This window comes from Streptomyces sp. NPDC003720 (genome assembly GCF_042875075.1).
Taxonomy (GTDB): Bacteria; Actinomycetota; Actinomycetes; order Streptomycetales; family Streptomycetaceae; genus Streptomyces.
On record NZ_JBIANZ010000001.1, the window covers coordinates 411,205 to 433,650 of the forward strand.

General features: G+C 73.4%; 21 protein-coding genes and 1 pseudogene. 10 read left to right on the forward strand and 12 right to left on the reverse strand.

Annotated features, from left to right (window positions below):
• Positions 1 to 14: 14 nt before the first annotated feature.
• Entirely contained in the window at positions 15 to 2,042 is a 2,028-nt protein-coding gene (locus ACFYU0_RS02150) for an O-antigen ligase family protein (RefSeq protein WP_389297195.1), read from the forward strand.
• Complete coding sequence (locus ACFYU0_RS02155; protein WP_389297197.1) at positions 2,039 to 2,950, forward strand: glycosyltransferase family 2 protein; 912 nt, start codon at positions 2,039 to 2,041, stop codon at positions 2,948 to 2,950. Before ACFYU0_RS02150 ends, ACFYU0_RS02155 begins: the two co-directional genes overlap by 4 nt.
• Before the next feature lie 19 nt (positions 2,951 to 2,969).
• Here ACFYU0_RS02155 and ACFYU0_RS02160 read toward each other — a convergent pair whose 3' ends face one another.
• The 11 genes from ACFYU0_RS02160 to ACFYU0_RS02210 all read right to left on the reverse strand — a co-directional run bounded on the left by ACFYU0_RS02160 (position 2,970) and on the right by ACFYU0_RS02210 (position 14,369).
• A complete protein-coding gene (locus ACFYU0_RS02160) occupies positions 2,970 to 3,761 on the reverse strand; it encodes a glycosyltransferase family 2 protein (RefSeq protein WP_389297199.1) in 792 nt (263 codons plus the stop codon).
• Between the two features lie 11 nt (positions 3,762 to 3,772).
• The gene (locus tag ACFYU0_RS02165; protein WP_389297201.1) at positions 3,773 to 4,819 is read right to left on the reverse strand and encodes a hypothetical protein; all 1,047 of its coding nucleotides are present in this window, start codon (positions 4,817 to 4,819) and stop codon (positions 3,773 to 3,775) included.
• The gene (locus ACFYU0_RS02170; protein WP_389297202.1) at positions 4,816 to 6,303 is read right to left on the reverse strand and encodes an oligosaccharide flippase family protein; all 1,488 of its coding nucleotides are present in this window, start codon (positions 6,301 to 6,303) and stop codon (positions 4,816 to 4,818) included. The genes ACFYU0_RS02165 and ACFYU0_RS02170 overlap by 4 nt, the downstream gene beginning before the upstream one ends.
• Positions 6,266 to 7,144 (reverse strand): Wzz/FepE/Etk N-terminal domain-containing protein, encoded by an 879-nt coding sequence (locus ACFYU0_RS02175; protein ID WP_389297204.1) that lies wholly within the window; start codon positions 7,142 to 7,144, stop codon positions 6,266 to 6,268. Before ACFYU0_RS02175 ends, ACFYU0_RS02170 begins: the two co-directional genes overlap by 38 nt.
• A 51-nt stretch (positions 7,145 to 7,195) precedes the next feature.
• Positions 7,196 to 8,311: a non-hydrolyzing UDP-N-acetylglucosamine 2-epimerase gene (gene wecB, locus ACFYU0_RS02180; RefSeq protein WP_389297206.1), complete on the reverse strand. Its 1,116-nt coding sequence runs from the start codon at positions 8,309 to 8,311 to the stop codon at positions 7,196 to 7,198.
• A gap of 3 nt (positions 8,312 to 8,314) precedes the next feature.
• The gene (locus ACFYU0_RS02185) at positions 8,315 to 9,574 is read right to left on the reverse strand and encodes a nucleotide sugar dehydrogenase (protein ID WP_351660688.1); all 1,260 of its coding nucleotides are present in this window, start codon (positions 9,572 to 9,574) and stop codon (positions 8,315 to 8,317) included.
• On the reverse strand, positions 9,574 to 10,344 hold the full coding sequence (locus ACFYU0_RS02190; RefSeq protein ID WP_351660691.1) for a WecB/TagA/CpsF family glycosyltransferase: 771 nt from the start codon (positions 10,342 to 10,344) through the stop codon (positions 9,574 to 9,576). Before ACFYU0_RS02190 ends, ACFYU0_RS02185 begins: the two co-directional genes overlap by 1 nt.
• A complete protein-coding gene (locus ACFYU0_RS02195) occupies positions 10,341 to 11,513 on the reverse strand; it encodes a hypothetical protein (protein WP_389297209.1) in 1,173 nt (390 codons plus the stop codon). Before ACFYU0_RS02195 ends, ACFYU0_RS02190 begins: the two co-directional genes overlap by 4 nt.
• A 287-nt stretch (positions 11,514 to 11,800) precedes the next feature.
• Positions 11,801 to 12,400, reverse strand: a complete 600-nt coding sequence (locus ACFYU0_RS02200; protein ID WP_389297210.1) for an acyltransferase — start codon at positions 12,398 to 12,400, stop codon at positions 11,801 to 11,803.
• 61 nt (positions 12,401 to 12,461) lie between these two features.
• On the reverse strand, positions 12,462 to 13,529 hold the full coding sequence (locus tag ACFYU0_RS02205) for a glucose-1-phosphate thymidylyltransferase (RefSeq protein ID WP_351660699.1): 1,068 nt from the start codon (positions 13,527 to 13,529) through the stop codon (positions 12,462 to 12,464).
• A gap of 240 nt (positions 13,530 to 13,769) precedes the next feature.
• Positions 13,770 to 14,369 carry a hypothetical protein gene (locus ACFYU0_RS02210; protein WP_389297211.1) on the reverse strand — a complete coding sequence of 200 codons (600 nt, stop codon included), beginning with the start codon at positions 14,367 to 14,369 and terminating at the stop codon, positions 13,770 to 13,772.
• Between the two features lie 275 nt (positions 14,370 to 14,644).
• Here ACFYU0_RS02210 and ACFYU0_RS02215 point away from each other — a divergent pair, with 275 nt between their 5' ends.
• From ACFYU0_RS02215 to ACFYU0_RS02225, 3 genes are all read left to right on the forward strand, one after another.
• Positions 14,645 to 15,085 carry a pyridoxamine 5'-phosphate oxidase family protein gene (locus tag ACFYU0_RS02215; RefSeq protein ID WP_389297212.1) on the forward strand — a complete coding sequence of 147 codons (441 nt, stop codon included), beginning with the start codon at positions 14,645 to 14,647 and terminating at the stop codon, positions 15,083 to 15,085.
• Positions 15,086 to 15,311: 226 nt separating this feature from the next.
• Complete coding sequence (locus ACFYU0_RS02220; RefSeq protein ID WP_389297214.1) at positions 15,312 to 15,995, forward strand: response regulator; 684 nt, start codon at positions 15,312 to 15,314, stop codon at positions 15,993 to 15,995.
• 254 nt (positions 15,996 to 16,249) lie between these two features.
• Positions 16,250 to 17,128: a universal stress protein gene (locus tag ACFYU0_RS02225; RefSeq protein ID WP_389297216.1), complete on the forward strand. Its 879-nt coding sequence runs from the start codon at positions 16,250 to 16,252 to the stop codon at positions 17,126 to 17,128.
• A 122-nt stretch (positions 17,129 to 17,250) separates the two neighbouring features.
• Here the strand turns inward: ACFYU0_RS02225 and ppk2 are convergent, their stop codons facing one another.
• A complete protein-coding gene (gene ppk2, locus ACFYU0_RS02230; RefSeq protein ID WP_351660712.1) occupies positions 17,251 to 18,054 on the reverse strand; it encodes a polyphosphate kinase 2 in 804 nt (267 codons plus the stop codon).
• Between the two features lie 263 nt (positions 18,055 to 18,317).
• Here ppk2 and ACFYU0_RS02235 point away from each other — a divergent pair.
• The 5 genes and pseudogenes from ACFYU0_RS02235 to ACFYU0_RS02255 all read left to right on the forward strand — a co-directional run.
• Positions 18,318 to 19,359, forward strand: a pseudogene (locus ACFYU0_RS02235) (GNAT family N-acetyltransferase); the annotation flags it as partial.
• A 9-nt stretch (positions 19,360 to 19,368) separates the two neighbouring features.
• Positions 19,369 to 19,620 (forward strand): acetate--CoA ligase family protein, encoded by a 252-nt coding sequence (locus ACFYU0_RS02240; protein ID WP_389297949.1) that lies wholly within the window; start codon positions 19,369 to 19,371, stop codon positions 19,618 to 19,620.
• Between the two features lie 71 nt (positions 19,621 to 19,691).
• Entirely contained in the window at positions 19,692 to 20,189 is a 498-nt protein-coding gene (locus ACFYU0_RS02245) for a flavodoxin domain-containing protein (RefSeq protein WP_389297217.1), read from the forward strand.
• A gap of 144 nt (positions 20,190 to 20,333) precedes the next feature.
• A complete protein-coding gene (locus ACFYU0_RS02250) occupies positions 20,334 to 21,347 on the forward strand; it encodes a 2-hydroxyacid dehydrogenase (protein ID WP_389297218.1) in 1,014 nt (337 codons plus the stop codon).
• An 88-nt stretch (positions 21,348 to 21,435) separates the two neighbouring features.
• Positions 21,436 to 22,443 (forward strand): Acg family FMN-binding oxidoreductase, encoded by a 1,008-nt coding sequence (locus ACFYU0_RS02255; RefSeq protein ID WP_389297220.1) that lies wholly within the window; start codon positions 21,436 to 21,438, stop codon positions 22,441 to 22,443.
• The last annotated feature ends 3 nt before the right edge of the window (positions 22,444 to 22,446 follow it).

Sequence of the window (22,446 nt, forward strand, 5' to 3'; positions counted from 1 at the left end):
CGGGGGGATGGGGCATGAGTCTTGGTGAGATCTGGGCCATTCTGCGCAGACGCTGGTACTTCGTCGTGCCCCTCACCCTCCTCAGCCTGGTCTGCGGCGGATACCTGTACGTGACCGTCCCCGTCTCCTACCAGTCGCAGAGCTCGGTCACCCTGCTGGACTCCTCGGCGGTCTCCCGGCTGCCTCCCACCTTCGGCAACCCCATCTCGAACGCGGGCGGTTCGCTGATCGTCACGGCCGACGTACTGATCAGGACCCTGGAGTCGAACGACGCCGCCAAGGAGCTGCGCAGCCGGGGCGTCACGGACCCGTACACGGCCGGCTTCGCGCCCACGGCCGACAGCCCGCTGCTCACGCTCAGCGTGACCGGGACCGACCGGGCCAAGGTGCTGAAGGAGACCAACACCCTGACCGAGTTCGCCGGCGAGCAGCTCAAGGCCCTGCAGGCCGCGGCCAAGGTCCCGCCCGCGTACTTCGTGCAGACGGCGCCCGTCGTCCTGCCGCAGACCCCGGTGGCGAAGTCGAAGAACCGCTACCAGGACATCGCGGCCGTCGTCATCCTCGGAGTCGTCAGCGCCTTCCTGCTGTCGATCCTGATGGAGGGCGTCGCGGTGGTCCGCCGCCGGCGGACCACCGCCAGGAGCGCCGCCCCGCGGTCCGGGGACGGCCGCGCCCCCGGCCGGGTCCGGAGAGGACTGCTCGGCCGGCGGGTCGACGCCACGGCGATCCTCACCGTCTACCTGGCACTGGCCCTCTTCATCCCGTCGAACCTGGCCCTGCCCGCACTCGGCGGCGTCGGCACCCCCGCCAACGTCTTCGCCCTGCTGGGCCTGTTGTGGTACCTCGCGACCTGGCTCGGCGGCCGAGTCCTGCCCGCGCCGGGCACCAGGCTGGCGCGCGTCGCCATGTGCGTGCTCGGGCTGGCCGTCCTGGCGGCCTACATCTCGGACGCGGCGCGGGAGAGCTCGCACGCGGAGGTCCTGGGCGCCGACCGCGGCCTCATCGGATTCCTGGTGTGGGTGTCGCTGGTCGTACTGACCTCGGCGGGCATCCAGGAGCGCGGCCGGCTCGACGTGCTGATGCGCCGGGTGGTGGTCCTGGGCTCGGTCGTCGCCGCGATCGGCTTCTACGACTTCTTCTCGGGAACCAACATCGCCGACTCCGTCCACATCCCCGGCCTGCAGACCAGCGTCGCGCAGGTGAGCGTCATGGACCGCGGTGCGTTCACCCGGCCCCGGGCCACCACGGCCCAGCCGCTCGAGTTCGGCGGCATGCTCGCGATCCTGCTGCCGTTCGCCGTCCAGCAGGCCTTCGACCCGGTGCGCCGACACCTCCACTGGACCCGCCGCTGGGGTCCGGTGCTGCTGATCGCGGGCGCGCTGCCCCTGACGGTGTCGCGGACCTCGATCATCGGCCTGCTGCTGGTCGCCCTGGTGATGGTGCCCCGCTGGAAGCCGGCCCGGCGCTGGGCCGCGATCGGCGTGATGACAGCCTCCGTGGCCGTCTTCAAGGTGCTCGTCCCCGGGCTGATCGGCACGATCACCGGGCTGTTCGCATCGTTCCTGTCCAACTCCGACAGCAGCACCCAGGCCCGTACGGTCAAGTACAGCGCGATCGTGCCCTACTTGGAGGAACATCCGCTGTTCGGGCGGGGCTTCGGCACCTTCACCCCGGACCGGTACTTCTTCACCGACAACCAGTACATGCTGACCCTGGCCGAGATGGGCGCGCTCGGACTCGTCGCCATGCTCGTCCTGTTCGTCGCCGGCATCCACCAGGGCGGTGCCGTCCGGCGGCTGGCCCGTACCGAGGCCGACCGCGAACTGGGGCAGGCGTTCTTCGCCTCGTCGCTGGTCGCTCTCGTCGTCAGCGCCACCTTCGACTCGCTCAGCTTCCCGATGTTCGCCGGCCTGTTCTTCCTGCTGCTGGGAGCCGGTGGCAGCCTGCTCGGCTTCGTCCGCGGGGAGGCGGCAGGCGCCGCCGAGCCGGGCGCCGCCAAGACCTCCGAACACCAGCTTCCCCAACTCGTGGAGACCCGATGAGCCCCGTCGCCGTCATCGCCGTCACCTGGAACAGCGCGTCGGTGCTGCCCGGGTTCCTCGCCGCGCTGCCCGAGGGCATGGCCGGACTCGACTGGCGGCTCGTCGTCGCCGACAACGACTCCGCCGACGACACCGTCGAGGTGCTCCGGTCGCTGGCCCCGGACGCCACGGTCGTCCAGACCGGTCGCAACGCCGGGTACGCCGCCGGGGTCAACGCGGCACTGAAGGCGGCCGGCGAGTGGGAGGGCGGATACGCGGCCGTACTCGTCTGCAACCCGGACATCCGGATGCGGCAGGGCTGCGGCAAGCGCCTGGTGGACGCCCTCGGTGCCCAGGTGGGCATCGCCGTCCCCCTCTTGTACGAGGAGGGGCGGGCGGCGCCCCTGCACTCGCTGCGCCGTGAGTCGAGCGTGCCCAGGGCCCTCGGCGAGGCTCTGATCGGCAACCGCAGGGCCGGGCGTTTCCCGGGCCTGAGCGAGCTGGTCACCGACCCCGCCGCCTACGCGCGGCCCACGCGCGCGGACTGGGCGACCGGTGCGCTCATGGCCCTCTCGGCCGACTGCCTGGCCGCCTGCGGGCCGTGGGACGAGTCCTTCTTCCTCTACTCGGAGGAGACCGAGTACTGCCTGCGCGCGCGGGACCTCGGCTACGCCACCCGGCTCGAGCCGACGGCCGAGGCCGTCCACCTCGGCGGCGAGTCCCGGGTCTCGCCCCGGCTGTGGACCCTGCTCACACTCAACCGCGTGCGCCTGTACGGGCGGCGCCACGGGCCCGGCGCGACGGCGTGCTTCCGGGCGGCCGTGTTCCTGCGCGAGGCGTCCCGCGCGGCCCTCGGCAGGCGGGCCAGCCGGGCCGCGGCGGCCGCGCTGCTCAGGCCGGGCGCGCTGCGGGTCACGCCCGGGCCGTGAGGCGCGGCCGCCCCGGTGCTCAGCCGGTCCAACTGGTGTAGAAACTGGCGGGGTTCACCAGGTACCGCACGGTGGCGTGCGGCACGTGGCGCACGGTGTGGCGGCGGCTGTAGCGGTGGACCAGCTCCCAGTCCTCCCGGGGCAGCACCTCCGGGGTCCGGCGCAGCCGGCTGAAGCGAAGGGTCCTGTCGCGCCGCCCGACGAAGGCGTTGGTGTCCAGGAAGGACTCGTGGGCGGACCGGCGGCGGTCGAACGGCACGGACAGGACGTCCCGTTCGGTCCCGTCCGGCAGGACGCGGCGCAGCGCCGTGTAGACGCCGTCGGGTCCGCCGGGGGCCTCCAGCACCGCCAGCGCCCGCTCCAGATGGTCGGGCTCCCACAGGTTGTCGTCGTCCAGGAACGCCACGTACCGCGAGCGGGTCAGGCGGATGCCCACGTTGCGCACCACCCCGGCGACTCCGGTGTTCCGCGTCAGCGAGACGGCGAACAGCCGTGGGTCGTCGGGGAGTCCGGGGAGGCCCGCGCCGTCGTCGACGACGATGACGACCTGGTCGCGGACGGTCTGGTCCAGCGCCGAGCGGACGGCCGCCCGCAGTCCCTCGGGGCGGCGATGGGTGGCGATCACCGTCGCGACGAGGGCGGCCGGCGGGGGCGCGGTGGCGGCCGCGAGACGACGGGTCTCGGCGCTCTCGACACGGCGCAGCCGCACCGCGGAGGGGGCGAGGAGGACCTTGTTGCGGAGCTCGAACAGGACGAGCCAGCCGAAGGCGCCTTTGAGCAGTTCCCAGGGGGCGCGGGCGATACGTCTCATGGTCCTCTTCCTCAGCCGGCCGGCTCGGGGGCGACCGAGTGCCCGTGGGTGAACCGGTTGCCGCGCCAGACGTTGCCGGCACCACCGGCGTTCCAGGCGGTGACCGCGCCGTAGTGGCCGGAGTTGCGGTGGTACCGGGTGGAGAAGACGTTGTTCGTGACCTGGATGCCGGTGGCGCCCTCGCCGCCCCCGTACAGGGCGTAGGCGCCGCCGGCCAGCAGATTGCCGTCGATGACGGTGTTGGAGACGGGGCCGGTGTCGGCGAAGAGCCCGACGGCGGCCGAGGCCCCCTGGTCGACGGGGACGGAGTTGAGCAGTGTGTTGTGCCGGATGACCAGGCTGCCCTGGTTGCTGCCGCCGCTGATCACCGCGTCGGTGTGCTGCCACTCGCCGCCGGCATTGCGGAACGGCACCAGGTCGTGGACGTAGTTGTCGTGAAGGTTGCCCTGCCCCATGGAGAGGGCGTTGCCGAAGACGGAGACGTCGCACCAGCCGACCTCGATGGGGCTGACGCCCATGTTGGAGACCGCGTAGTCCACGCCCCCGTTGTCGGGGCCCTTGCCGGGGACGGCGGTGATCGTGCTGTGCAGGATCCGCAGACCGCTGTGCCCCGGACGCAGGTTGACCCCCCACCAGTTGGTGGAGGTGATCCGCGAGTCGATGATGGTGACATCGTCCGCGTAGACGTCGAGTGAGCCGGTGATGTCCCACCCCCGGATGACGGTGCCGTCGGTCTTGACGCTCATGTTCCCGGTGGAGTGGGGCTGGAGCGGGATGCGGGGGCCGGTGGAGCGGGCGTCGGGGAAGCCCGCTTCGGCTTGGGCCGCCGGTGCCGCGCCCCGCGGGGACGCCCCACGGGGCGCGGGGCTCCCGGACGACGAGCCGGCCGGGGACGCCGAGCGGGCCTCCCGTGGCGAGGGGACCTGCGACGCCGGGGGAGGCGGCTGGGCGGTGCCGCGGGAGGCGCCGTCGTCGGACGGTGCGGCGTCGGCGCCCGAGGCACACGCGGCGCAGAGTAACAGGGTCAGTACGGCGAGCAGTTGACGGAGCCTGGTCACGCGGCCTCCGGGGTTCGGGCGCCGAGCAGGAAGCGGCGGCTGGGCAGGACGCACACCACGTAACACGCCAGAGCGGTGGCGCCGATGGCGAAGAGGGCGACGATGCCGTCGCCGAGGAGCCGCTTCGCGGCGAGGGTCACCACGGTCATCACGGCTCCCCCGAGGAAGGGCCAGGTACAGGCCCTGACGATGTGGGCGGGGCCGATCCCGGCCCGGCCGAGGGCGTACAGGAATACGGGGACGACGAGAACGGCCGCGACGACGACGTGTCCCTGGGAGACCCCGACGATGCCCCCGAGGCGGGCGCCGGCGACGAGGACGGGGACGAGGGCGACGACCCACAGGCCCTGGACGAGGATGAGGGAGCGGCGCTGTCCGGCGGCGACGAGGCAGTCGTAGGCGAGTTCGCAGCCGATCCGGACCAGGCCCAGCGCCATCAGCCAGGGCAGAGCCGAGGCGGCGGGCACCCATGTGCTCCCGTAGACGAGGCGGACGACCGGCTCGGCCAGTCCGCCGAGCAGCACGCACAGCGGGACGGTGCCGGTGACCAGCACGCCGAGGGCGCGGCTGAAGCCCTGTGCGAGGGCCTCCGGGGAGGCCGCCAGGCGGGAGAAGCCGGCGAAGGAGACGCGGCGGGCCGCCTCGGAGATGATGCGTACCGGCCAGCCCGACATGTTGAACGCCAGGACGTAGAAACCGAGGGCGACCGAGCCGAGGGACGACCCGACGACCATCGTGTCCACGTTGACGACGGCGAGCGCGAGCAGGCTCGCCCCGGCCAGCGGGAGGCCGAACCTCAGCAGGGCGCGGGCCTGCGCGGGGTCCCAGCCGAACCGCAGCATGCCGGGGGCGGCCAGCGCGCAGCCGAGGAGCGCGGCGACGTTGCCGGCCACCGCTCCCCAGGCGAAGCTCATCGCGCCCCAGCCGGCGAAGGCCAGCACCAGCGTCACGGCGGTGCTGAGGACGAAGTTGAGCGCGTCGATCACCATCCGCTTGCCCTGGGCGAACTCGCGGGTCAGGTAGCCGGCGGGGACCTGGGCCACCCCGTCCAGCACCAGGCACAGGCACATCACCCGCAGCACGCCCGAGGCCCCGGGGGAGTCCAGCAGCCCGGCCACCGTGGGTGCCGAGACGAAGATGGCGGCGTACAGCAGGACGCTGGACGCGGTGCCCAGCGTCAGCACGGTCGGCGCGAAACGGCGCGGGTCGCCGTCCCAGCGGACGATGGCCAGGCCGACGCCCAGCTCGTTCGCGGAGAGCAGCACCAGGAGCACGGTCTGGGCGATGCCGTAGACGCCCCATTCGGCGGGGCCGAGGGCGAAACGCGCCAGCAGGATGCCGGTGGCGAAGTTGCCGAGGCGCATCACCACGGTGTTGATCAGACTCCACCGGGCCGCGGAACGGACCTTGTGCCCGAGGGAGGGGGAAGCGGGGGTGTCGCTCGGCTCAGCGGTCTCGCTGTCCGGTGTGCGAACGCTGTCCATGAGTCGACTCCTCGTCGAGCGGCTCGGCGGCGGGCGCCACGGCCATGGCGGGCCGTCCGGCCCCCGGCTCCGCGGCGGGCCTGTTCTCGGCGGACCGCGACCAGCTGGGCGGCGTCCTGAGTGCGATGGTCCGTTCCACCGCCGATTCCCCGGAGCCGGGCTCGGCGGCGGCTGGACCGGAGACGGTGGCGGCTCCGGAGGCGGCTGTCGAACGCTCGGGTTCCTCCGCGCGCGCCTGCGGCCGCGGCCGGCGGCGCGCCTCCACGTAGAAGGAGGCGCCCAAGCTCAGCACCAGACCCAGGGCCCCGGCCATCACCAGGTACTCCAGCCGGGTCTTGGTCTGCGCCACCGGGTTCTGCGGGGGCACGATCGTGGTCATGCGGATCATGGCCTTCGGCGCGACCGACTGCTGCTTCTGGAACTGGTCCAGCCGCTCCTCGGCGAACGCCGTGAGGATGCGGTCCGAGGACAGGACGACGGCCTTGTCGGTGCCGGTGACGGTGAGCCACATCAGCGGCCCTTGCGCGTTGTCGGCGAGCTTGGCCTCGAACGTGCCCTTGGCGCCGCGGGACTTCAGTTCCCGCAGGGAGCCGTCGGAGTTGAGGTTCCGGGCCAGGCTGTCGGCCATGCCGGTGAGCGAGGTCTGGGTGCTGAGGAACGGATTGCCGTCGTAGGCCACGGTGGCCTTCTGGGAGTTCAGAAGGGCCACCGTGCTCTGCGACTGGTAGGTGACCGGAACCACCAGCGCCACGCCGGCCGCCAGCGCGGCGGTCAGCAGCAGTCCGGGCAGCAGGACGTACCAACGCCTGCGCATGACCCGGAAGATCTCAGCGAGATCCATGGTGGTCCCCCCTCACGCCCCGACCCCCGATGAGCATATGTTGCAAGCGGATCATTTGGCGGGTGTTTGGTCGGTGGGCCTCGGCCGGCTGCTCGCGGTGCCCCCCTCCAGCAGCACGTCGGCGATGCGGTCGCTCGCCCGGCCGTCCCACAGTTCGGGCCGGCGCGGGGCGGGCGGATCGTCCAGCACCCGGTTCACGGTGGACACGATGCGCGCCGGATCCCGGCCCGCCAGCACGTTGGTGCCCTGCTCCACGGTGACCGGCCGCTCGGTGTTGTCCCGGAGGGTCACACAGGGCACGCCGAGCGCGGTGGTCTCCTCCTGCACGCCGCCCGAGTCGGTCAGCACGAGGCGGGCCGAGTCCTGCAGCGCGATGAAGTCCAGGTATCCGGCAGGCGGCACCAGCCGGATGCCCCCGGGGACGCCGACGGCGGCCAGCCGTTCGGCGGCGCGCGGGTGCACGGGGAGCAGCAGCGGGCAGCGGCCGGCGATCTCGCCCAGGGCCTTCAGGAGCCCGGCGAGGACCTCCGGGTCGTCCACGTTGGCGGGCCGGTGCAGGGTGACCAGGCCGTACTCGCCCCTGGTCAGGCCGTGCCGGTCCAGGACGTCGGAGGCGCGGGCCCGTTCCAGGTTGGCCAGCAGCGTGTCGATCATGACGTTGCCGACCAGGTGGATCTGGTCGTCCCGGTACCCCTCGGCGCGCAGGTTCCCGGCGGCGTCGGGGGAGGGGGCCAGCAGATAGTCGCTGACCCGGTCGGTGGCGACCCGGTTGACCTCCTCCGGCATGCTCCAGTCGCGGCTGCGCAGTCCGGCCTCGACGTGCGCCAGCAGCGGGCCCGCCTTGGCGGTGACCAGGGCGCAGGCCAGGGTGGAGTTGATGTCGCCGACCACCACGACCACGTCCGGGGCCAGTTCGCCGAGCAGCGGCTCGAACGCGGTCATCACGCGCCCGGTCTGCTCGGCGTGGCTCCCGGAGCCGACGCCGAGGAAGTGGTCGGGCGGCCGGATGCCGAGGTCGGTGAAGAACACCTCGTTCATGGCCGGGTCGTAGTGCTGGCCGGTGTGGACCAGGACCACCTCGGCGCCCCGGCGTTCCAGCGCGTCCATCACCGGCTTGATCTTCATGTAGTTCGGTCGCGCACCGGCGACGCAGACGATGCGGGGCATGGTTCAGAGCACCTCGATCGTGGGCCCGGCCGACAGCCGGCGGCGGCAGTCGAGGACGAAGCGGGCGTGCTGGGCGATGAGTTCGTAGTCGAAGCTGTCGTGGTCGGTGAGCAGGACCACCACGTCGGCGGCGGCCAGCTCCTCCGGCACCGGTTCGACCCGCACCAGCCGGGTGTCCACCGGCAGGCTCTCGACCACGTGCGGGTCCGCCGCCTTGACCTGGGCCCCCATGTCGAGCAGCAGCTGCGAGATCCGCAGGGCGGGCGACTCGCGGGCGTCACCGGTGTTCTTCTTGTACGCCAGGCCCAGCAGCAGGATGTTCGAGCCGTTCACGGACCGGCGTCTTTCGTTGAACAGGTCGCTGATGCGCCGTGCCACGTACTCGGGCATGTGGTTGTTGATGTCGTTGGCCAGCTCCACGAAGCGGAAGCTCTGGCCGAGTTCGCGCTGCACCCGCCAGGACAGGTAGGAGGGGTCGATCGGCAGGCAGTGGCCGCCGACGCCCGGTCCGGGCGTGAACTTCATGAAGCCGAAGGGCTTGGTGGACGCGGCGTCGATGGCCTGCCAGACGTCGATGTCCAGGTGGTGGGCGAACATCGCGATCTCGTTGACCAGCGCGATGTTGACGTGCCGGAAGGTGTTCTCCAGCAGCTTGGCGAGCTCGGCCTCCCTGGGGGAGCGCACCGGCACGGTGGTGTCGACGAGCTGCCCGTAGAAGTCCCGCACGGCCTCCAGCGAGGCCGCGTCGACGCCGGACACGACCTTCGGGGTCTCCTTGAAACCCCAGACGGTGTTTCCGGGGTCGATCCGCTCCGGGCTGTAGCCGAGGTGGAAGTCGGGGCCGGCGGCCAGGCCCGAGCCGTCCTCCAGGATCGGGGCGAACAGCTCCTCGGTGGTGCCGGGGTAGGTGGTCGACTCGAGGACGACGGTGGCGCCGGGGCGCAGATAGCGGGCGAGGGTGACCGCCGACTCCCTGATGTACCGCAGGTCGGGCGTGCCCTCGTGCAGCGGCGTCGGCACGGTGACCACGGCGACGTCGAAGCCGCCGCAGTCCCGGGCCGCGTCGCTCGGGCGGTAGCTGCCGTTGTCCAGTGCGGCGCGGATCCGCTCCGAGGAGACGTCCTCGACGAAGGACTCACCGGCGGCGAGGCTCTTGATCCGCCGGGCGTCCACGTCGTAGCCGATCACCTCGTGACCGACCTCCGCGGCCCGGACGGCCAGTGGCAGGCCGACATATCCCTGTCCGACCACGACGACGCGCATCAGTGACTCCTGTTCGCGGAGGCGGGCGACGGGGTGAGCCGGATGAACTCGCGCACCGTCATGAGGACGAAGGCCGCATTGGTGGTCAGGTAGCGCCGGCCCAGCCGGCGCGGCTCCTGCAGCGCCCGGTAGAGCCATTCGACGCCCCACCGCTGCCAGATCACCGGGGCCCGTCTGGTGACGCCGGCCAGGATGTCGAAGGAGCCGCCGACCCCGTGCACCACGCGGGCGCCGGTGCGCTCGCCGTAGGCGGCGGTGAAGATCTCCTTCTTGGGCGAGGTCATGCCGAGGAACAGCATCTGTGCGCCGCTGCGCGCGATGGCGTCCGCGACGGCCTCCTGCTCGGAGTCGTCGAAGTAGCCGTTCCGGCTGCCGGCCACGGTCAGGCCGGGGAAGCGCTCGGCCACCTCGCCCAGCATCCGCTCCAGCACCTCCTGCCGGGCGCCGAGGAAGTACACGGACATGCCCGCCGACTCCGCCTCGGCCAGCAGCCGCAGGAACAGGTCGATGCCGGCCACCCGTTCCGGCAGCGGGGCGCGCAGCAGCCGGCCCGCCCAGACCACGGCCTGTCCGTCGGCGAGGACGAGATCGCAGCCGGACACGGCCGCGGCGAGCCGCTTGTCCCGCCGCATGTTCACCAGCTTCGCGGCGTTGACCACGCCGATCTCGAGCTGCCGGTCCTCCCGGACCGCGGCGAGGCAGCGCCCCACCGTCTCGTCCATGGTCAGGGGGTCCAGCTCGACCCCGAAAAGAGACTGACGCCCGCTCATACACGGCCTCCCTGCCAGGCGTGGAGCATCCAGCCGAACTCGTACGGCCGGCATTCGCGGTCCACCGAGACGGGGCGGTACACCCGGTCCAGGGGCTTCAGCCGGAGGTGCGGGACGACCCGGGTGCCCAGGCCCCGGGCGGCGCGTACGGCCTTCTTCGGGTCGCCGCGGAAGACCTTGCGCCAGGTGACGCCGAGCTCGTCGAGGATCAACGGCTCCTGCTTCCCCGGGGCCCCGGCGAGTTCCGGCACGTCCGTCATCCAGCGCAGGCCCCTGCGGACCGACGCGGCGAAGTCCGTGCCGCCGGCGTCGGCGAGGTCGAACAGGGCGGTCGGCGCCATCGCGTGCTGGTGGACGCTGTAGACCGGGTAGCCCTCCACGACGCCGCCGGTGCGTGCGTCGTAGTGCCACCACCACTGCCCGCCGTCGCCCTGCAGCTCGCAGATGCGTGCGGCGCAGGCCTCGGCCGCGGCCAGGGCCTCCGGGTCGCCGCCCCCGTGACCGCAGGCGTGCGCCCGGGCCAGGGCCTGGAGCGGGTACGTCTGGTCGGCGAAGCAGCTCACATGGGCCCGGTACCAGGGCACCAGGCCGGGGCCGGTGGCGTGCGGGAACAGCGGGCCGTTCCCGATCCGGGCCCGCAGCAGGCGGTCGCGGGCCGCGGTGAGGCGCCCCTCCACGTCGACCATGCCGTGCGCCGCCGCGAGGGCGGACAGCACCCACGCCGCCTCGACGGTGTACTGCGGCCGGCCCTCCTCGTCCAGGGCGTTCATCCGGTCGAGGGCGTCGGACAGCTTGGGATGGCCGGTGTCGGCGGCGGCCCAGGCGATGAGCGCCGCGTCGCCGAGGTTGGTCACCGACGACAGGGACTCGATCAGCAGACCCGTGAACTCCTGGGCGCTGCGCCCGCCGAGCACCGCGCGCTGGCGGTCCTCGGGCAGGAACCGGGCCCCGAGCGCGGTGATGGCCGCGTACCGGGTGCTGGTCCCGCGCCGTTCCAGCGTCCAGGAGCCGTCGGGCGAGCGGTGCCCGGCCATGGTGAAGGCGAAGGCCTCCTTGCCGGGAAGCAGCATCGACGGAAGCCCCGACTCGGCCACCGTGAGCAGTCGTTGGGCGAGCGTGAGCAGTGCCGGCTCCTCACGGCCGAGCGCCGCCAGACGTGTGATGGTCATCGTTCGGACACACCAACCCCCCTGTGGGTCCTGTTTTCGCGCAGACTTGAGATCGCCGCGGCGCGAACGGCCGGGCGTGTGAGGTGATGCGGATGTCAGGCGCCGGAGCGGCTGCCGCTCCTCGCTTCAGGCACAGATGTCCCCCACTTCGAAACCCCCCCCGGGCCATGCCGAATCGTGTGCTCCCTGTGCTGGGTCTGCACACTTCGCACACATGTTATGCCTGCACATGTTCGACGAACGGTGTTTTGGGCAAATCGGGACTCGTACTTCGGAAGTCCAACTGATCAGCTCCGCGGGAGGAGTTCGCCGTCCTTCTCGTCGTACCGCTCGCCGGTCTCGGGGCACTCCCAGCAGCCCGGCTCGTCCTCCCGCTCCACCAGCCGGACGCCGGCCCGGCCGACCCAGCCGATCCGGCGCGCGGGCACGCCCGCGACCAGCGCGAAGTCCGGCACGTCCCGGGCCACCACGGCGCCCGCCGCGACCAGGGCCCAGCGGCCGACGCGCACCGGCGCCACGCACACCGAACGGGCCCCGAGCGACGCCCCCTCGCCCACCACCACGGCCACGGCCTCCCAGTCGCCGCCGCGCTTCAGCCGCCCCTGCGGGTCCACGGAGCGGGGGTAGTGGTCGTTGGTGAGCACCGCGGCCGGGCCGACGAACACCCCGTCGCCGAGCACCGCGGGCTCGTAGACCAGGGCGTAGTTCTGGAGCTTCACGCGGTCGCCGATCCGCACTCCGGGGCCGACGTAGGCCCCCCGGCCCACGATGCACCCGCTGCCCAGCCGGGCGTCCTCCCGTACCTGGGCGAGATCCCAGACCGTCGTGCCGTCGCCGATGGCGGCCGTCTCGTCGACCTGGGCGGTGGGCTGGATCCTGGTGTTCACCGGGTCGGTCTCCTCTTGTCGTCGGTGCGGCCGGCTCGGCCGGGCACCGGGATGCCGGTCGTCATGACGAGATCTGCACCTTGCTGTGGTCGCCGAGGACCAACCGGTGGGCGGCGGGCTTGCGGGGGGAGGGGGTCACCTCGACGTTGCGCCCGATGAGCGAGGCCTCCACCCGCCGGACGCCGCTCACCGAGGAGTCGCGCAGCACGATGGAGTACTCGATCTCGCTGTCCTCGATGCGGCAGTCGCCGGCGATCGAGGTGAAGGGGCCGATGTAGGAGTCGGTGATCACGGTGTTGGGGCCGATGGCCACCGGGCCCACGATCCGGCTGCCGGTCACCTTCGCCCCCGGCTCGATCCGCACCCGCCCGATGATCTCGCTGTCGTCGTCGACGGTGCCGTCGATCCGGCGCTCCGTCGTCTCCAGCACCGAGCGGTTGACCTCGAGCATGTCGGTGACGTTCCCGGTGTCCTTCCAGTACCCGGAGATCGTCGTGGAGCGCACGTCGCGTCCGGCGTCGATGAGCCACTGGATGGCGTGCGTGATCTCCAGTTCGCCGCGCCAGGAGGGCTCGATGGCGCGCACGGCCTCGTGGATCGCCGGGGTGAACAGGTACACGCCCACCAGGGCCAGTTCGCTCTTGGGGTGCTCCGGTTTCTCCTCCAGGCCGACCACCCGTCCCGCGGCGTCGAGTTCGGCCACGCCGAACGCGGTCGGGTCCGGAACCCGCGTCAGCAGGATCTGCGCCTGCGGCCGCTCGGCGCGGAACGCGTCCACGAGGTCCGTGATCCCGCCGACGACGAAGTTGTCGCCGAGGTACATCACGAAGTCGTCGTCGCCCAGGAACTCACGGGCGATCAGCACCGCGTGGGCCAGGCCCAGCGGCGCCTCCTGCGGTATGTAGGTGACGGTGAGCCCGAACGCGGAACCGTCGCCGACCGCCTCCCGGATCTCCTCGGCCGTGTCCCCGACGATGATCCCGACCTCGGTGATGCCGGCCCCGGCGATCGCCTCCAGACCGTAGAACAGCACCGGTTTGTTCGCGACGGGTACGAGCTGCTTCGCCGAGGTATGGGTTATGGGGCGCAAACGGGTACCCGAGCCACCAGACAACAAAAGTGCCTTCATGCATATCAGCCTACTTACAGCGGACTTGCTGACGGAGGGATTCCGGGTAGGGAAGATCCCGTCCTCACACACCGTCATGCCGCGGGGGCCGCACGGCCGCGGAGCGGACGCGCGGGCGAGCAGGCGATGAAGCCGCCGGTCGGCGGCCCCGCTCAGTCGGCCGGCCGGTCCCGCTCAGCCGGCGGGTCGGTTCCGGTCAGCAGGCCGGCCGGTTGCGCTCAGTCGGCGGGCCGATCCCGGTCAGCCGGTCTTGTGGCCCCACCGCGGACCGAGCAGGGCCCACTCCCGGTCCCATTCCTCGATGCGCCCCCGGTCGAGCCACCACCGTCCGGCGCACCGGACGCCGAACGCCGCGCCGGCCAGGGCGAGCGCGGCCGAGACGCCCAGCAGCGCCGACTCGGCGCTCGCCTCACCGGATGTCAGCGGCGCGCTGCTCGGCCTGCCCCACGCGTCGAGCCAGATCTCCGCGGTGGAACCGGCCCGTAGCCCGCCGGGCACCAGCGTGCTGTCGCTGTGCCGGGTGCCGTCCGGGGCCGTCCAGCGGACCCGCGCCGAGCTCAGGTCGCCGCCGGTGCCCGCGACCGCCGTGCGCGGGGCGTCGGTGAGCAGCACGGCCCGCACCTGGGTCCGCTCGGTCCGCTGCCGGTCGAAGGACTGGCCGGCGGCCCGGGCGGTCACCAGGCCCACGAGCGTGCCGCCCACCACGACGAGTGCCCACACGGCGAGCAGGAACCACGCCTCGGGCACGTCGGTGCGGCGCCGCAGCGGATTGCGCCGCCACCGCCACAGCGACCCCCTCGTCCGCCCCCGCCCGCCGGTCCTGAGGCCGCCCTCACGCATCCGTCCCCACCTCCCGCTCGTCACCCTCCGAAGGTCGCAGCCCGGGCGGCGCCGTGGCATGGGCCGGCCAGGCGCGGCGGGCGGGCCGACCGGGGCACTCCCGGCGGGGCCGATGGGCCGACCGGCCCTCCCGCTGCGCCGCGCATCCCCGGGCCGTTCTCCGGGGCCCGAGGGACCGGTGGTCCCTGACGCCGCGGCCGGGATCCGGCCCAGCATGGAGCGTGCTCCGGCCCACCGGGCCACACCGGTCCACCAGGCGAAAGACGGGCTGTCCGATGTACCCGAACGATGGTTTCCGCGAACTCGGCCGTCACGAGTGCATGCGCCTGCTGGCCACGGCGCCCGTCGGACGGATCGTGCACACGCGCCAGGCCCTGCCCGCGGTCGTGCCGGTGAACTTCCGCCTCGACGAGGACGGCGCGGTGCTGCTGCGCACCTCGGCGGCCTCGGAGATGGCCCGCGCGGTCGACGGCTCGGTCGTGGCCTTCGAGGCGGACGCGGTCGACGCGGACAAGCAGTCCGGGTGGAGTGTCGTCGTCACCGGTCGGGCCGGTGTCGTCACGGACCCGGCCGAGGTGGAGCGCCTGGACCGGATCGGCCCGCGCTCCTGGGCGCCCTCGCCCGAGGAGATCTTCGTGCGCATCGAGCCCGAGCTGGTCACCGGCCGGGAGCTGGCCGCCGGCCGCACGATGTACGGCGTGCACCTGCCCGCCTGACCCGTGGCACGGGAGCCGTGAGGCTCCGCTCCGGCGCGCGGCGTCCGCCTCTCGCGGGTACCCGGCGCGGACGGAGCCCGCGCCGGGCGGTGACCACCGTCGCACCGCGTGGCCCACACCAGGGCCGTTCGGCCCTGGCCGTCCGGGCCGGGCGGGGCAAGGATCCGTAGGGAGGCGGTCGGCGGTCCACGGGCGGCCGCGGAGCGCACGGAACGAGGAGCGGTCAATGGCGGACGGCGAGCAGGCCAGCCCGGTCCGGGTCTTCCTGCTGGACGACCACGAGGTGGTACGGCGCGGTGTGCGCGACCTGCTGAACGACGAGCCGGGCATCGAGGTGATCGGCGAGGCCGGCACCGTGGAACAGGCGCTGGTGCGCGTCCCCGCGCTGCGCCCGCACGTCGCGGTGCTGGACGTCCGGCTGCCCGACGGCGACGGGGTGAGCGTGTGCCGGGAGCTGCGCTCGCGCATGCCCGAGCTGGCCTGCCTGATGCTGACCTCGTTCGACGACGAGGAGGCGCTGCTCGACTCGATCATGGCGGGCGCGTCCGGTTACGTCCTCAAGCAGATCCGGGGCTCGGACCTGGTGTCCGCCGTACGCACCGTCGCCCGCGGCCAGTCCCTGCTCGACCCCAGCGCCACCACCCGGCTGATGGCCCGGCTGCGGGGCGGCCCGCAGCAGCCGGAGGAACCCGACGAACTGCCCGGCCTGACCGACCGCGAACGGGAGATCCTGGCCCTCATCGGCGAAGGCCTGACGAACCGTCAGATCGGGCAGCGGCTCTACCTCGCCGAGAAGACGGTGAAGAACCACATCTCCCGGCTGCTCGCCAAACTCGGCGTGGAACGCCGCATCCAGGCCGCCGTCATCGCCACCCAGGTCCAGGACCGACGGGGGCGGGACGCGCGGTGACCGATCAACGTCCCTACAGGGCAGGGACGTTCGGCCCGCGAAGCAAGACCCTCGGGGGAGCGGTTCGCCGTCGACCAAGGTCACGCGCGGCTGTGCGCTGACCCCCCGAGCCGGGACGGCGCCCTCACGGGACCGCCCCGGCGACCGCCCGGCACCCGCACGAAAGCCCCCGCAGGACCAGGGGCCCCCGCGCCGCACAACCCCCTGAAGACGACGCCGCCACGGCGTCCCCCGATCCACGAGAGGTGGAGAACATGTCCCGCACCATCACCGTAGGCGTCGACGGTTCGGCCGAGAGCCGGGCCGCCGCTCAGTGGGCCGCCCGGGAGGCGCGACTGCGCGGCCTGCCGGTGAAGCTGGTCCAGGTCTGGCAGCCGGTGCCGGAGCCCATGGCCGAGGCCCCGCTGCTGGGCGCCGACACCCACCAGCACTGGACCGAGCGGATCCTTCGGGAGGCCGCCGACGGTCTGCGGTCGGCCCACCCCGGCCTGGAGGTGAGCACGGAGCAGCTCACCGGGCAGCCGGCCGAACTCCTGGCCGCGGCGGCAGGGGAGGCCGAACTGCTCGTGCTCGGCTCGCGCGGCCTCGGCGGTCTCGGCGGCTTCCTGGCCGGCTCGGTCGGGCAGTCCGTCGTGGCGCACAGCGAGCGTCCCGTGGTCCTCGTCCGCTCCGGCGAGTACGGCGCCGGCGCCGCGGGCGACCCGGCCGGCCCCGTCGTGCTGGGACTGGACCTCAAGGCGCCGGACGCGGCCCCGATCGAGTTCGCGTTCGAGGCCGCCGAGCGCGGCTCGGTGCCGCTGCGGGTGGTGCACGCCTGGAACCCGCCGTCGTACTACTACGCCTACGGCATGGCCATGGACCCCGAGGTCACCACCACGGTGGCGCACAGCCACGCCGCCGCCCTGGACGAGGCCCTGCGGCCCTGGCGGCGGAAGCACCCCGGCGTCGAGGTCGTCCCGGAGTCCCGCTGGATCAGCCCCGCGCTGCTGCTGGTCGAGGCCTCCCGCGACGCCTCCCTCGTCGTGGTCGGCCGGCGCGTGCGCCGCTCCCCGGTCGGCGCCCACATCGGCACCGTCGCCCACGCTGTCCTGCACCACGCCGCCGCGCCCGTGGCGGTCGTGGCGCACGACTGACGCACCGCATCGCGCGCCGGCCGCCGCCGCACCCCGGGGAGGGTGCGGCGGCGGCCGCCGTGCGGGGCCCCGGCGCCGGTGGGCGGCCGCCGTGCGGGCCCCGGCGCCCGGTGGGCGGCCGTTCAGAGACCGGCGGCGTGATCGGGCACGTAGGTCTGCAGATCGCGCGGCGGACGCTCGTAGCCGGTCGACGGCGGCCTCGGCGGCAGCCGCAGCACCTGCGGCGGCACCTCGTGGTACGGGACGGAGTCGAGCAGGTGGGCGATCATGTTGAGCCGCGCCCGCCGCTTGTCGTCGCTCTCCACGACGAACCACGGCGCCTCGGTGATGTCGGTGTGGACCAGCATCTCGTCCTTGGCCCGGGAGTAGGCCTCCCAGCGCGTGATCGACTCCAGGTCCATCGGGGACAGCTTCCACTGCCGCAGCGGATCCTCCAGCCGGCGCCGGAAGCGCTCCTGCTGCTCGGTGTCGCTCACCGAGAACCAGTACTTGCGCAGCAGGATCCCGTCCTCCACCAGCATCCGCTCGAAGATCGGGCACTGGCGCAGGAAGAGCTGGTGCTCCTCCTTGGTGCAGAAGCCCATCACGTGCTCGACCCCGGCCCGGTTGTACCAGGACCGGTCGAACAGCACGATCTCCCCGGCGGCCGGCAGATGCTCCACGTACCGCTGGAAGTACCACTGCGTGCGCTCGCGCTCGGTCGGTTTCGGCAGCGCCGCGATCCGGGCCACCCGGGGGTTGAGATGCTCGGCGACCCGCTTGATGGTGCCGCCCTTGCCCGCCGCGTCCCGGCCCTCGAAGACCACGACCAGCCGGGCCCCCTCGGCCCGCACCCACTCCTGCAGCTTCACCAACTCGGTCTGCAGGCGCAGCAGTTCCCGCTCGTACTCCTCGCGCGGCAGCTTCGCCGCCTTCTTACCGGCCATGCCGCCTCCACCACCGCCCGCCGGCCCGCGCGGTCGCTCGCGCCGGAGCCGGACACCAGGACGCCACCGTACTTTCCGCAACAGACCGTCTGCCACCGCTCGCCCCGGCCCGCTCGCCCGCGCCCCGGCTCGCCCGCCCGGTCACTGGCCGCCCGCCCGGCGGACCGGGACGTACGGCCCCGTGTCATGCCCGGACAGCCCATGGGAGCGGCGCCCCGAACGCCGGATGCTCGAAGCGTCGAGACCCCTGGAGGAGATCCGCGATGTCGGACGACGTGCTCAACCGCCCCCCCGGTCCACGCGTTCCTCGCGGACGGCACCACCGTGCGCATCCGCCCCGTGGCCCCGGCCGACCACGACGGCCTGCGGCGGTTCTACGAGAAGATGTCCCCGGAGAACCTGTGGTTGCGGTTCTTCTCCGTCAGCCGCAGGTCCGGCGCCCTCGCCGCCGACCGGGCCTGCGCCCCGGCCCGCCCCGGCCACCGGGCCCTGCCGGCCCGGACCGAGGACCGGGTGCTCGGCCTCGCGGAGTACGACACGGCGGGGGAGAAGGACACGGCCGAGATCTCGATCGCCGTCGGCGACACGGCGCACCACCTCGGCGTGGGCACCCTGCTCGTGGAGCACCTGGTCTCGGCGGCCCGCGCCGACGGCGTCACCGCCTTCACCGCCGACGCGCTCAGCGAGAACCGGGAGGTGCTCCGGCTCTTCTCCGACCTCGGTCTGCGCGTCACCCGCCACTTCGAGGGGCCGGAGGTCCGCTGCACCATCCGGCTCGACCAGGACGACACGTACCTGTCGGCCGTGGAGGCCCGGGGCAGGGCCGCCGACGTCGCCAGCCTCGTGCCGCTGCTGCGCCCCGACGCGGTCGCCGTCGTCGGCGCCGGACGCACCCCCGGCTCCGTGGGCCGCGCCGTCCTGCACCATCTGAAGGCCGGCGGCTACACCCGGCGCCTGTTCGCGGTGAACCCGGGCGTCGACCACATCCTCGGCGTGCCCTCCTACCCCGCCGTCGCCGACCTGCCGCTCACCCCCGACCTGGTGGTCGTCGCCGTGCCCGCGGCGGCGGTCCCGGCCGTCGCCGAGGAGTGCGGCAAGGCCGGCGTACGGGCCCTGGTCGTCATGACCGCCGGCCTCGACGCCGACCAGGCACGGAACCTGCTGGCCGCCTGCCGCGCGCACGGCATGCGGCTCGTCGGCCCGAACTGCCTCGGCGTCTCCAACACCGAGTCCGGCCTGCGCCTGGACGCCACCTTCGCCGCCGGGCACCCGCGCCCGGGCACCGCCGGCGTCGCCGTGCAGTCCGACCACGACGTGCACGACCTGATCAGCGGGCCGCGCTGCGCCCCGCTGCTGTTCGGCGCGCACGGCAGCGGCCCGGCCGACCTCGAGGGCCTCGAGCAGCTGCTGCACCGGCTCTCCCGCATGGCGGCCGACCTGCCGCAGCTCGCCGAGGCCGATTTCAACCCCGTGCTGGCGACCCCCGACTGGGTCTCCGTGCTCGACGCGCGGGTGCGCCTGGTCCCGCGCGACGCCCAGGACCCCTATCCGCGCCGGCTCCGCTGAGACGGAGACGCGGACGGACCACGGTGCGGCCGGCGGCCGGGCGCACCGGCAGCGAGAGGAGGTGGACCGCCATGACCGGCAGGGTTCTGGTGGCCTACGGCTCGACGAACGGATCGACGGCACGGATCGCCGAGACCGTCGCCGGGGTGCTGCGCGAGGCGGGACTCGCGGCCGAGGCGCGGCCCGCCGGGTCGGTGCCGGGCGTCGTCCCGTACGACGCCGTCGTGGTCGGCGGCGCGCTGTACGCCGGGCGCTGGCAGAAGGACGCGCGCCGGTTCGTGCGCCGTCACCGCCGGGACCTGGCCGGGCGCCCGGTGTGGTTCTTCAGCAGCGGGCCGCTCGACCCCTCCGCCTCGGCACGCGACATCCCGCCCGAGGCCGGGGTGCGGCGTGCCATGGACCGGGTCGACGCCAGGGAGCACATCACGTTCGGCGGCTGCCTGGAGGAGGGCGCCAAGGGCTGGATCGCCCGGATGATCCTGCGCGAGGGCAGGGGCGGCGACTTCCGGGACTTCCCCGCGATCGAGGCGTGGGCGGCCGAGGTCGCGGCCGAGCTGACGGCCCGCTGACCGTCGACGGGCCACCGCGGGAGGCATGGTGACGCGGCGTCCGGGGACGCTGGGCCCCGCCGGCGGGTCCGGAGGGCCCTCTCGTCCGGGGCGGTCCCGGCCTACGGTGGAAAGGTGATCGCCGGAAGCGACCGAGGAGAACACGTGGAGATCGTTGCGTATGGCGTCCTCGCGGACGAGGAACCGCTGCTGCGGGAGGCGTTCGACAGCGCGTTCGCCGGCCGGCACGAACTGCGCTGCCTGCGGCTGTTCCTGGACCGGGACACGACGCCGACCGCCGCCGGGCACGAGATCGTGCTCAGCGGCGTCAACGACACCCTGGACGCCGAGGTGCTGCGCTCCCTCGCCGCGGGCGGCACCCGGATGATCGCCCAGCGCTCCACCGGGTACAACAACATCGACCTGACCGCCGCGCGGGAACTCGGACTGACCGTGGCCCGGGTCTCCTACTACTCGCCGTACGCTGTCGCCGAGTTCGCCTGGGCCCTGGCCCTGGCGGTCGACCGCCGGATCGTCCGGGCCGCCCGCCGCACCCGGGACTTCGACTTCCGGCTCGACGGACTCATGGGCCGCGACCTGCGCGGCCGCACGGCCGGGGTGGTGGGCACCGGCAAGATCGGCGCCGCCTTCGCCCGGATCGCCCACGGATTCGGCATGCGGCTGCTGGGCTGGGACGCCGTCGAGAACCCCGACTGCCTGGACCTCGGCATGAAGTACGTCTCGCGCGAGCGGCTGTTCACCGAGGCGGACCTGGTCAGCCTGCACGTCCCGCTGCTGCCCGACACGCACCACCTCGTCGACGCCAAGGCCCTGGCGCTGATGAAGGACGACGCCGTCCTGGTCAACTCCAGCCGCGGCGGCCTCGTGGACACCGACGCGCTGCTGGAGGCGCTGCGCGCGGGCCGGCTGAGCGGCGTCGGCCTCGACGTGTACGAGGAGGAGGCCGGCGTGTTCTTCCTGGACAAGTCGCTGGAGGTGATGACCGACGAACGCCTCGCCAGGCTGATGACCTTCGGCAACGTCCTGGTCACCTCCCACCAGGCCTACTTCACCAGGGACGCCGTCGGGCAGATCGCCCGCACCACCGTGACCAACATCGAGGACTACGTCGCCGGCCGCTCCGGCGAGAACGTGCTGGTCCGTCCCGGCACGGCCTGAGACACCCGGCGCCGCGGAGCCCGCGGCGCCGGCCGGCCGGATACTGGAGACGGGAAGCCGAGGCGGCCCGATCCGCGAGGAGGGCGTGATGGACACGCAGCGACTCGACGCGAGGACCGCGGCCGCACTGGTCGCGCAGGCCGTGGTCGCCCCGTCCATGCACAACGCGCAGCCATGGCGCTTCCGCCTGCGGGAGGACGAGGGCGTGCTCGAAGTCCGTCCCGACCTCGACCGGGCCATGCCCCGCTCGGACCCCGGCAACCGGGCGCTGTACATCGGCTGCGGCGCCGCCCTGTTCAACCTGCGCGTCGCCGCCGCGCACGCCGGGCTCGCCCCGGAGGTACGGCTGCTGCCGGACCCCGCCGAACCGCTGCTTCTCGCCGTCGTCCGGCCGGCCCCGGCGGCGGCCCGTGCCGTCCCGGACGCGGACGACCTCGCGCGGCTGCACCCGGCGATCCGCCGCCGGCACACCAGCCGGCACCCCTTCGACGAGAAGGACATCCCCGAGGACGCCCGGGCGGCCCTGCAGGCCGCGGCCGCCCGCGAGGGCGCCGAGCTGCTGTTCCCCGGCCCCTGGCACGTGGAGACCGTGCTCGACCTGGTCCACGACGCGGAGAGCCGGGACGCCCTGCATCCCGAGGGCATGGAGGACCTGCGGCACTGGACCCGGCTGGGACCCGAGGCGGACGCCGCCACCGACGGCGTGCCCGAGTACGCGTTCGGGCCCCGGAAGCGGGACGGCCGCGCCCCGCTGCGGGACTTCGCCGGACGCCGGCCGGTGGCCGACCGCGGCGCCACCGCCTTCGAGCACAACCCGCACCTCGCCCTGCTGAGCACGCCCGGCGACGCCCCCGCCGACTGGCTGCGCGCCGGCCAGGCACTGGAACGCGTCCTGCTGGAGGCCACCCTCGCGGGCCTCGCCACCTGCCTGACCTCCCACGCGCTGGAGAACCCGGACCTGCGGCTGCTGGTCCGCGACCCGGTCGCCGGCCGGGGCCACGTCCAGATGGTGCTGCGACTGGGCTACGGCCCCTTCGGCCCGGCCACCCCCCGACGCCCCGTGCGAGACGTGCTGGACATCGCCCCGACGGCCTGACCA